The following is a 9960-nucleotide window of genomic DNA, read 5'->3' on the forward strand; positions in this document are numbered from 1 at the left end:
CACACTTCTTTTATTAAAATCTCTCTATAATTTTTCTAAAAAAGCTAGAAAAACTACGAGACTGCGTATTATCAAGCACTTTCTGTTCCAATCTATACAAAAGCCTAGAAGTTAGGGCTTTTAACTCATCGCTTGAAGCTGTATTTTCATCGCTAAATAGGGTTCTTTTTTTAATGCTTAAACTTACTTCCTTTGACGCACTTAAAAAACCTAAAAATTCTAAATTTAAAGGATTTTTAATATTAGCATCGGCTACTTTTTTGATATTTTCAAATACCTTTAAGGCCTCTGTTTCATTTTTAACCACATTAAAAATCATTAATAAATTTTCCTTTGTCTTTGAAGTGGTTTTAATGGTCGCATAAGCATCGGTAATAGCAGCAGGGTCAGGCACCGTTACAACCACGACCTCATCAGACATTTCTAAGAAATTTAAGATATTTCCTCCTATTCCAGCCCCTGTATCTATGATTAAAAAATCAAGTTCATCTAAAACACTCGCTTGATTTAAGAATCTTTCATAAATATTTTTATCATTGTATTTTAAAATTTCATCTCCACTTTCACCGGGAATTAACCATAAATTTGGCTTTACTTCTATTAAAATATCCCCAAGTGAACACTCATCTCTTAACACATGCAAAAGATTTTTGCCTATGCGAACATTTAAGATAACATCTAAATTTGCCAAACCAATATCTGCATCAAATAGTCCTACTTTGTAGCCATTGTTTGCTAAGACATTGCCTAAATTTGCACTAATAGTACTTTTTCCAACCCCGCCCTTGCCACTTGTAATAGCGATAAAATGGGTATTTTTAGTATTTTTATTTTTTGACTCACTCATTAAATTTTTTAATCTATTTGCTTGATTGCTCATCTATTTTTCCTTTATGAAAGCCCTCTAAGATACAACGGACCAAAAAATCACTATTGGCTACTTCTATATCATCTGGTACTTCTTGACCTATAGAGAAAAAACTCATAGGAATATTTGTTTCATAAATCAATGAAAAAATATTACCAAAAACCTTTGTTTCATCAAATTTTGTTATAATCAAGGTATCAATACCTAAAAAAGAAAAATTCTTATAAATTTCCATTAAATCTTCATGCTTAGTATTAGCAGAAATCACCAAATTTACATCAATATCTGCATCAGAATGCGTTAAAAATTCCTTTGTTTTTGCAAGTTTTCCTTGGTCATATTGAGAATTTCCTATGGTATCAACTAAAATCACCTCGCAAGAACTTAAACTTTTAATGGCCTCGTCTAAATCTTTTGGTTCTATACTATCAATTATAGGCAGTTTCATCATTTGGGCGTATTGAAAAAGCTGCTCGACTGCTCCTATTCTATAAGTATCAAGGGTTATAATCCCTGTTTTATAACGTTTATCCCCATAAGCATAACGAAAGGCAAGTTTTGCTAAAGTCGTAGTTTTGCCAACCCCTGTTGGACCTACAAGCATCATAATTTTTTGCTTTTTAATCTCACTTTCTACGCGACAAGGCAAGATATTTCTTAAAAGCGAATAAAAATACCTTTGCACCGCATCTTTATTTGTTTTCATGCTTGTTGGCATATTTTCAATGGTAGCTTTCATAATCTCTTCTAAGTGATTTTCAAGCATTCCGCTTTCTTTAGCTTGTTTATAAATACTTGCAAATTCAGGTGGGATTATGAGATTTTTACGCTCCCCTGACTTATCATCCCACATCATATCAACAAGCAAATTCATCTTATCGTTTAGCTTATTTATTTGTTTTTCAAAGCTTTCTATTTTTTTATTATAATTTGTGCTACTTGCATTTAAATTTGGCTTTTCATATTCATTTGGCAAGGTAGTATTTGTAACCTTACTTATCTCACTGCTTACTTCTGAAAGACGTTCTTTAAAATTGTTTAAATCATCATCTTCTTTATTATTTAATTTATTTTTAAAATTTTCTTGTGCTAAATTTAAATTTGTCTTAGCTCTTTTTGAAAAATCTAAAATAACATCTTCTTGGGTTTTAGGATTTGTGGTACTTGGTTTTGGCATTTTTTTACCCATTTTTTTAAGGTGTGCTTCATAATCTTCTTCTTCAATAGCTACAACTACCTCATAAAGTCCCTTATGACTCATTGTTTTTGGCTTGATTTGCTTATTTGTGATAATCATAGCCGCATCGCCAAATTCCTCTTTTACTCTTGGAATAATCTCTTCGGTATTTTCAACCTCTAAAGTTCTTATGAGTTGTCCCACTTATCTTCCTTCTATAAAGCCCAAAGGCAAAATTACGCTAATTCTTTTATCAGCACATTCGTGAGGTACCTTACAAAAACTATCTTCCCTAACCTTTTTAGAAAAATACAAAAGGTCTAAATCAAGCGTCCTTGGGGCATTTTTAAAAATTCTTTGTCTTTTAAATTTAAATTCATAAAAAAGCAAAATTTTTAAAAATGCCCTAGCGTGTAAACTTGTTTGTAGCAACATTACAGCATTTGTAAAATCCTTTTGAAATTCATATCCAAAGGCTTTATTTATGAGTAATGGAGAAGTCGCCAAAATTCTAAGCCTTCTATCATCCATAAAAAGTCTAAACAAAGCCCTAAAACACTTCTTTTCATCGTTCATATTACTACCAAGTCCTATAAATGCAAAATACTTAAACTTCCTTAAAAATTTACTTTTATAAGGGAAAAAACGCATTTTTTCTATACGTCTTACCCCCTTTATACACAACATTATTTTGCAGCTTGTTGTTGCAACTTCATTTGTTCTATTTGCTTGCCTATTGTGATAAGTCCAAGCAAGGCTAGATTGTAGCCAAGTGGTCCAAAACCTACAATAGAACCAGCACAAACAGGAGTTATTAAACTCTTATGTCTAAATTCCTCTCTTCTATAAACATTGCTAATATGTACTTCAATGGTCGGTAAATTAACAGCCGCAATGGCATCTCGAATGGCAATTGAAGTATGAGTATAAGCAGCAGGATTTATAATAATGCCATCATAAGTACCTAAACATTCTTGTATTTTATCGACTAATTCTCCTTCAAAATTGCTTTGAAAAAAGTCTATATCTACGCTATTTGTCTTAGCCACTTCTTTTAACTGCTCATGTATGGTTTCCATCTTTATAGGTCCATAAATGCCAACCTCTCTAACGCCTAGCATATTGATATTTGGACCTTGAATTACTAGAATTTTCATAGCTAACCTTTTTAAATTTTTAACTTTAACTTTTTATTATAACATTATTAATATAAATTTTTGCTACAATTTTATTTTTTGAAAGGAAATTCGTGTTTTTAATTTATGCAAAAAATATTTTTGTATGTGATGAAAAATTTACAATTCTTAAAAATCAAGCCTTCGTTTTTGATAAAAAGATTAAAGAATTTGGAAATTTACAAAATTTACAAAAAAAATACCCAAATGCAAAACTCATTAAAACAAGCAAAAATTCTCTTATCTTACCAGCATTTATCAATCCTCACACGCATTTAGAATTTAGTGCAAATGCCTATGATTTAGCATATGGAGATTTTATTACTTGGCTTAAAAGTGTGATTAAAAGCCGTGTAAGCTTAAATGAAAAGGCAAAAAAAAGGCTTATTTTAAATACCATTAAAAATATGCAAAAAACAGGCACAGCTACAATAGGGGCAATTTCAAGCTTTGGAAGCGATTTAATACCTTGCGTTAAAAGTGGTGCAAGGATAGTATATTTTAATGAAATTTTAGGTTCAAGTGAAAGTGAAAACGAGATAAAAAAAGCAGATTTTTTAAAACGTTTTAATGAAAGCTTAAAATTTAAAAACGACCTTTTCATACCTGCTATATCCTTGCATTCGCCATATTCTACAAATTTAACACTTGCAAAATTTGCCCTAAATTTAGCTAAAACTCACAAAAACTTATTAAGCGTTCATTTCTTAGAAAGTAAGGCTGAAAATGAGTGGCTAAGAAAGGAAAGTGGGGATTTTAAAAAATGGTTTTTAAACTTTAATAAAAACATAAAACCCTTGCATAAAATAGATGATTTTTTAGCCCTTTTTAATGGACAAAGGACCCTATTTACGCATTGTGTTTTTTTAAAAGAATTTGAAAAATTAGATAAACATTTGCATTCAATTACCCATTGTGCTTTTTCTAATCGCCTTTTAAGTCAAAAAAGTCTAAATTTAAAAAGGGTTTTAAAAAGTGGCTTAAATATACACCTTGGCACGGATGGACTTAGTTCAAATATTTCCTTATCAATCCTTGATGAAATGCGTGCAAATTTGCTAATACATAAGGAATTTGAGTTAAAATCCCTTGCAAAAAAGCTTTTATTAATGGCTACTTTGTATCCTGCTAGGGCTTTAAATTTTAATGATTTAGGCTCCTTAGAAATTGGAAAAAGTGCTGATTTTAGCGTATGCGAGGTTGGTGAGTGTGATGAAAAACAACTGCCCTTGCAATTTATATTAAAAACAAAAGAAGTAAAAGATTTATTTATAAGAGGTGAAAAATGCAATCTTTAAAAGGAATTTTTAGTTTTTTAGCAAGTTGTATAAGATACATTAATACTTATTTTAAGACCTTTGTTTTTTTGTTTATCGTTTTACTTATTTTAATGCCAAGCAATAAATCAAACTTAAACCCTGCAAATTTAACAAGACTTGATTTAAAGGGTGCGATTATCGATTCTTCAGTGCTAGTTGAAAATATATATAAGGCAAAAAATGACAATAATATTAAGGGCGTTTTACTCGTTATTGATAGTCCTGGGGGTGCCTTTGGACCTAGCATGGAAATAGCCTTAGCCATTGAAGAACTTAGCAAGGTAAAAAAAGTAGTAGCCTATACAAATGGTACAATGGCTAGTGGAAGTTATTTAGGTGGGGTAAGTGCAAATAAAATTCTAGCAAATCCAGCAAGTTTTATAGGCTCAATAGGCGTGATTATGCAAGGAGCTGACATTAGCGAGTTAGCAAATAAAATAGGCATTAAAGAACAAAGCATTCAAGCAGGGACCTTTAAAAGTGCAGGGACCATTACAAGACCTTGGAAAGATGAAGAAAAAGCTTATTTGCAAGATTTAATCAATCAAAGTTACGAACTTTTTACTGATTTTGTAGCAAATAAAAGAAAATTAAACAAAGAAAATAAGCAAATTTGGGCAGATGCTAGGGTATTTTTAGCAAGTCGTGCAAAGGAACTTGGCTTAATTGATGATTTAACTAGTTATGAAATGGCTAAAAAGCAGTTGCAAGATTTGGCAAATGTTGTAAATCCTATATGGCAAGAAGAAAGTAAATTTGAAAAATTTTTAAATAAAATAAGCGAACAAAGCGTAAGTTTATTTAGCGATTTTATCTTTAAAACACTCATAAATTCAAATAGGGAAGTGGTGTTTTAGGGGATTAAAAATTTACTTGTATTAATCATTGTTTTTTTAAATTCTTTATAATCTTTGCAAGTCTTGTTTTTTGATAAATCCACAAACATTGCTTTATGTTTTAAACTTTGATTTTCATCATTTTTATTAATATAAAATATAACTTTTGTAAAATATAAATATACATCGCTACATGTATCTAAATAATGTCTAACTTTTTTACATCTTTGCATTTTGAACATTGTTTATCAGCTAATTTATCTGCGTAATTATCATTTAAAGCTATATATTCTTTAGAATGAATTTCTTTAAATTCTTCAAATTTTTCCAATGCTAATCTTTCTAATTCATTTTTAGGTTTAAATTCTATATTTTCACTACACGCAGTTAATAGCAAACTAGCATATAAGATAAATTTTAAAACTTTCGCAATACACCTTTATTAAAAAATTTACAAAATTATAGTTTTTTTTAATTACAACTTTAAAAAAATATATTTTTTCAAAAGTTTAAATTTCATTAAAGCATTTTTATGTACGATATCAAGGTTGTTTTGTTTTTTTGTTTCTGTTTTTACAAACTATTTTTTTAATTTTTTTACTCTTTTAAGTTAAGGACGATTAGCTCCAATCGTTCTTTTTTAAAATTTCTCTTCATTTAATTTATGATTTGCTAATTCTTTTGCGTAATCAATGTCGTATTTAATTAAATTATAAAGTTTTATAATAGTAGTAATGCGTCTAAAATATTCCTCTTTTATCTCAGAATACGAAATAAGCGTATCAATGGCATCAAGCCCTGTAAAAATTTGTTTTTTCTCATAAAATTCCAATCTTTTTTTTCTAAAATTCTCGTAAGCAAAATGGCGATTTAAGTTAAGAACATAAGAATCAATGCTATCTTGTATGCTACTAAAAATACGTGCCCCACCCTTTTTTCCGGGCGTTTTTTTGCTAGGTTCAATGGCTTTTTGCGTCCAGGTCCATTCGCCAAAAAGATTATTACCTTCTCTTGCAAAACGACTACTTGCTAAGCCACTTTCTAAAATGGCCTGTGAGATAGCTAAGGACTTAGGCGTAGGGGCGATTTTTATAAGGTATTCATTTATATCAAAAAGATTATTAATTCTATATTTATTTTTCAGTTCTATCAATCTTGCAAGGGCCTTTTTATTGCCTATTCTAAAGCCATTTTTTTCACCCTGACTTAAAAGAGCTTGTACAAATTTTCTTTCTTCTAAAATGTCTTTAAAGGATTTATCAAGCATTTCGTTCATTTTTTCAAAGAAAATCTCTCTTCTTTGATTTAACTCAAGCTTGTAAAAATTCTCTCCAAAGCCGTTTTTTTCTATACTAAAAGCTAGTATAAAAAAACTAATCAAAATAATAATGTGCCTCAAAACAACATTTCACCTTTGCTTTTAAATATACTTCGTTTTTTTCTATCTTACAAAAGGCTAAATCCTCGCTTTTTGGGCTAATTTTAATCTCATCTAAAAGTAAGTTTTTTAACTTTCCTAAATAAAAACAAGCACTCATTCCAGTTCCACAGGCCAAAGTTTCGTTCTCTACCCCTCTTTCAAAGGTCCTAACCTTGATAAAATCTTTATTTATAATTTGTACATAATTTACATTTGCATTATATTTTTGCCTTAAAAATCTCGCATCTTCTTTATTAAATTCATTAATATCATCTACAAAGCAAACTAAATGAGGAACGCCTGTATTGCATCCTTGCCAAATTTTACCCTTAAACTCAAAGCTTTCTTTTATATCCTTAACCTCTCCTAAACTAATCTCAACCATATCTTTTTCAACATTTGCCCTAATAACCCCTGCATCTGTCAAAAAGCTAAGCTTATTTTTACCCTTATTAAAGTGGTGAAAAAAGTGGGCTGCAGCCCTTGCCCCATTTCCACACATTTCTCCCATGCTTCCATCTTTATTATAAAATTGCCATTCAAAGTCGTATTTTTCATGCTTTAAAATGGCTATTAAACCATCACTTCCTATGCCACTATAGCGGTTACAAAGTAAAATTGCTAACTTACTTAAATCTTCTTTTTTTTCTGCGTTAAATATTACAAAATCATTGCCATTTGCATAATATTTATAAAAAATCATAAATCTCCCTTTTTGATTCTTTGTATGAATTTAACACATTCTTCTTGAAAATTTTCATAAGAAGTAGTATTGTAAATTACAAAATCGGCTAATTTTTTCTTTTCTTCTATATCAAGTTGAGAATTTAAACGAATAAGGGCATCTTCTTTGCTTATGTTATCTCTTTTCATAAGCCTTTTTAAAGCTTGTTCTTTTGGGGTGTATATTAAAATACTTTGTCCTAAATTTTTATAAAAATTACTTTCAAAAAACAAAGGAATTTCTATAAAAAAGGGCTTGTTTTTTTTATTTAAAATTTCAATTGCTTCACAAATTTTAGCCCTAATTCTTGGAAACATAAAATTTTCTAATTTCTTTTTTTCATTCTTATCATTAAAGATAACCTGACCTAGTTTTTTTCTATTGATTTTATCATTTTCTAAAAGCTCGTTGTTTAAAAATAAAGCATTAATTTCTTTAGCATTACTATCTAAAATTTCATGGGCAATACTATCAGCACTTAGTGTTTTAAAGCCCATATTTTTAGCAATTTCTAAAAAAGTGCTTTTCCCACAAGCAATACTAGCACTTACTATAAAAGCATTTTTCATATTATGCCTTGTTTAAAAAATTTTTGTTAAAATACCCTTTAAATTCTTAAAGGTAAATAAATGAAACTTTCTTACGCAGATGCTGGGGTTAGTATAGACAATGGAAACGCCTTTGTTGAAAGGATTAAACCCCTTGTTAAAAACACTTTTAATGAAAATGTTATAGGTTCAATCGGTTCTTTTTCTGGTGCCTTTCGTTTGCCAAATAATTTTAAAAAGCCTGTTATTTTAGGGGCTACTGATGGGGTTGGGACTAAATTAAGACTTGCTATTGATAGTAAGAAATTTGACACCATAGGGCAGGATTTAGTTGCCATGTGTGTAAATGATTTGATTTGTAATTTTGCCACGCCTTTATTTTTCTTAGATTATTATGCTAGTGCTAAACTTGATATAGAAGTAGCTACAAAGGTAGTTGAGGGCATTGCTACAGGTTGTAAAATAGCAAATTGTGCCCTAATAGGAGGTGAGACGGCTGAAATGCCATCAATGTATCAAAAGGATGATTTTGATTTAGCAGGTTTTGCAGTAGGAATGGCAGAAGAAGATGAGATTGATAGGAGTAACTTTGTAAAAAATGGCGATTTAATCCTAGCCTTGCCAAGTTCGGGCCTTCATTCAAATGGCTATTCTTTAGCTAGAAAGGTTCTTTTTGAAAAAATGAATTTAAAATTCGATGATAAGATTGAAGGAGCAAATTTAATAGATATTTTACTAGCCCCTACTAGAATTTATGTTAAGGATTTTTTAAATTTAAAGCCTTATATTAACGCCTTAGCACACATTACAGGAGGTGGGCTTTTAGAAAATTTACCTCGCATTTTCCCAAGAGGACTTGGAGCTGTCATTCATAAACACCATTTAAAAACGTCTGAAATTTTTTATAAAATATCTGAAATGGTAGAAGAAAATGAAATGTATAGAAGCTTTAATATGGGTGTTGGCTTAGCCTTAGTGGTATCAGCTACAAATGTAAATAAGGTGCTTGAAAATAGCGATGCTTTTATAATAGGCGAGGTTGTGATTAACGAGGGCGTAAGTTTAGAATAAAGGGGCATTATGAAAATTTTATTTGCTTGTTTTTTGACCTTACTAATTACGGCTTGTTCTTATAAAAATATAAAACTAGAAGAAAATAAGGACTATACCATAAAAGAAGTAAGTTCTAATCTTTATTTAAGCTTTAATGAATTTATAGATAAAATTTATGAGTATGATATTATTTTACTTGGCGAAGAACACGATAAAATTAAAATTCATGTAGCTCAAAATGAAATTTTAAAGGCCCTAACTCAAAGAAAAGATTATAATGTAGTCTTTGAAATGTTTGACAATAACCAGCAAAAGGCTATCAATAAAGCAGAATCTAATAAAAGTAATATTAAACAAGATGATTTATTAAAAGCCCTAACCTTTAATGAAAACTGGGGCAAGGGTTATGATTTACTCCTTGAAACTACCTTTTACTCAAATTCAAATATCATAGCTGGAAATTTAAGCAAAGATGAAATAAGCACTATTTATAAGGGTTATGAATTAATCAAAGGCGAAAATTCCACAAATGAAAAGGTACAAAGCAAGATTAAAGAATTAATCGCTAGTTTTCACCCTAATAAAACAGAAGAAAATTATTTAAATAAACTTGTTCAAATTCAACAATACAAAGATAGAAACATGGCTAAAAAGCTAGTAGAAGCTAATAATTCTAGCATTTTAATAGCCGGGAATTTTCACACAGATAAAAGCGTAGGCGTTCCCTTGCACATTAAGGATTTAAAAACAGATAAAAAAGTAGTGGTAATCGCCCTTGTAAGTAACGAAAAAAACGAACACGAGGCTGATTTTATCTGGCTTATTAAAAAATAGGTTTGC

General features: G+C 29.9%; 12 protein-coding genes. 4 read left to right on the forward strand and 8 right to left on the reverse strand.

Annotated features, from left to right (window positions below):
* Nucleotides 1–13 precede the first annotated feature (13 nt).
* Genes flhG through aroQ form a run of 4 tightly spaced genes read right to left on the reverse strand, consistent with a single transcriptional unit; the run spans nucleotide 14 to nucleotide 3202 of the window.
* Nucleotides 14–880, reverse strand: a complete 867-nt coding sequence (gene flhG, locus FMM56_RS05650) for a flagella biosynthesis ATPase FlhG (protein WP_150207998.1) — start codon at nucleotides 878–880, stop codon at nucleotides 14–16.
* Nucleotides 861–2249 (reverse strand): flagellar biosynthesis protein FlhF, encoded by a 1389-nt coding sequence (flhF, locus tag FMM56_RS05655; protein ID WP_150140476.1) that lies wholly within the window; start codon nucleotides 2247–2249, stop codon nucleotides 861–863. The genes flhG and flhF overlap by 20 nt, the downstream gene beginning before the upstream one ends.
* Entirely contained in the window at nucleotides 2250–2732 is a 483-nt protein-coding gene (gene folK / locus FMM56_RS05660) for a 2-amino-4-hydroxy-6-hydroxymethyldihydropteridine diphosphokinase (RefSeq protein WP_150151212.1), read from the reverse strand.
* The gene (aroQ, locus tag FMM56_RS05665; RefSeq protein ID WP_150140472.1) at nucleotides 2732–3202 is read right to left on the reverse strand and encodes a type II 3-dehydroquinate dehydratase; all 471 of its coding nucleotides are present in this window, start codon (nucleotides 3200–3202) and stop codon (nucleotides 2732–2734) included. Before aroQ ends, folK begins: the two co-directional genes overlap by 1 nt.
* 92 nt (nucleotides 3203–3294) lie before the next feature.
* On the opposite strand from aroQ, the gene FMM56_RS05670 reads away from it, so the two are divergent.
* Both FMM56_RS05670 and sppA read left to right on the forward strand, forming a co-directional pair.
* Nucleotides 3295–4518 carry a metal-dependent hydrolase gene (locus tag FMM56_RS05670; protein WP_150140470.1) on the forward strand — a complete coding sequence of 408 codons (1224 nt, stop codon included), beginning with the start codon at nucleotides 3295–3297 and terminating at the stop codon, nucleotides 4516–4518.
* Nucleotides 4506–5396, forward strand: coding sequence for a signal peptide peptidase SppA (gene sppA, locus FMM56_RS05675; protein ID WP_150180569.1), 891 nt, complete (start codon nucleotides 4506–4508; stop codon nucleotides 5394–5396). Before FMM56_RS05670 ends, sppA begins: the two co-directional genes overlap by 13 nt.
* A 178-nt stretch (nucleotides 5397–5574) precedes the next feature.
* On the opposite strand, the gene FMM56_RS05680 is transcribed toward sppA, so the two are convergent.
* From FMM56_RS05680 to coaE, 4 genes are all read right to left on the reverse strand, one after another.
* Nucleotides 5575–5772 carry a hypothetical protein gene (locus FMM56_RS05680; protein ID WP_150208000.1) on the reverse strand — a complete coding sequence of 66 codons (198 nt, stop codon included), beginning with the start codon at nucleotides 5770–5772 and terminating at the stop codon, nucleotides 5575–5577.
* A gap of 243 nt (nucleotides 5773–6015) precedes the next feature.
* Complete coding sequence (locus tag FMM56_RS05685; protein WP_150140466.1) at nucleotides 6016–6774, reverse strand: glucosaminidase domain-containing protein; 759 nt, start codon at nucleotides 6772–6774, stop codon at nucleotides 6016–6018.
* The gene (gene dapF, locus FMM56_RS05690) at nucleotides 6749–7498 is read right to left on the reverse strand and encodes a diaminopimelate epimerase (protein WP_150140464.1); all 750 of its coding nucleotides are present in this window, start codon (nucleotides 7496–7498) and stop codon (nucleotides 6749–6751) included. The genes FMM56_RS05685 and dapF overlap by 26 nt, the downstream gene beginning before the upstream one ends.
* The gene (gene coaE, locus FMM56_RS05695; RefSeq protein WP_150140462.1) at nucleotides 7495–8088 is read right to left on the reverse strand and encodes a dephospho-CoA kinase; all 594 of its coding nucleotides are present in this window, start codon (nucleotides 8086–8088) and stop codon (nucleotides 7495–7497) included. The genes dapF and coaE overlap by 4 nt, the downstream gene beginning before the upstream one ends.
* Nucleotides 8089–8148: 60 nt before the next feature.
* Here coaE and purM point away from each other — a divergent pair, with 60 nt between their 5' ends.
* Nucleotides 8149–9138, forward strand: a complete 990-nt coding sequence (gene purM / locus FMM56_RS05700) for a phosphoribosylformylglycinamidine cyclo-ligase (RefSeq protein WP_150208002.1) — start codon at nucleotides 8149–8151, stop codon at nucleotides 9136–9138.
* 9 nt (nucleotides 9139–9147) lie between these two features.
* Nucleotides 9148–9954 (forward strand): ChaN family lipoprotein, encoded by an 807-nt coding sequence (locus FMM56_RS05705; protein ID WP_150208004.1) that lies wholly within the window; start codon nucleotides 9148–9150, stop codon nucleotides 9952–9954.
* Nucleotides 9955–9960: the final 6 nt, after the last annotated feature.

This window comes from Campylobacter sp. LR264d, assembly GCF_008633895.1.
In the GTDB taxonomy this organism is placed as follows: domain Bacteria; phylum Campylobacterota; class Campylobacteria; order Campylobacterales; family Campylobacteraceae; genus Campylobacter_D.

Coding starts and splice junctions, on each gene's coding strand:
- coaE (WP_150140462.1), bottom strand. CDS start 8,088: ATGAAAAATGCTTTTATAGTAAGTGCTAGTATTGCTTGTGGGAAAAGC.
- purM (WP_150208002.1), top strand. CDS start 8,149: ATGAAACTTTCTTACGCAGATGCTGGGGTTAGTATAGACAATGGAAAC.
- aroQ (WP_150140472.1), bottom strand. CDS start 3,202: ATGAAAATTCTAGTAATTCAAGGTCCAAATATCAATATGCTAGGCGTT.
- dapF (WP_150140464.1), bottom strand. CDS start 7,498: ATGATTTTTTATAAATATTATGCAAATGGCAATGATTTTGTAATATTT.
- folK (WP_150151212.1), bottom strand. CDS start 2,732: ATGTTGTGTATAAAGGGGGTAAGACGTATAGAAAAAATGCGTTTTTTC.
- sppA (WP_150180569.1), top strand. CDS start 4,506: ATGCAATCTTTAAAAGGAATTTTTAGTTTTTTAGCAAGTTGTATAAGA.
- flhG (WP_150207998.1), bottom strand. CDS start 880: ATGAGCAATCAAGCAAATAGATTAAAAAATTTAATGAGTGAGTCAAAA.
- FMM56_RS05705 (WP_150208004.1), top strand. CDS start 9,148: ATGAAAATTTTATTTGCTTGTTTTTTGACCTTACTAATTACGGCTTGT.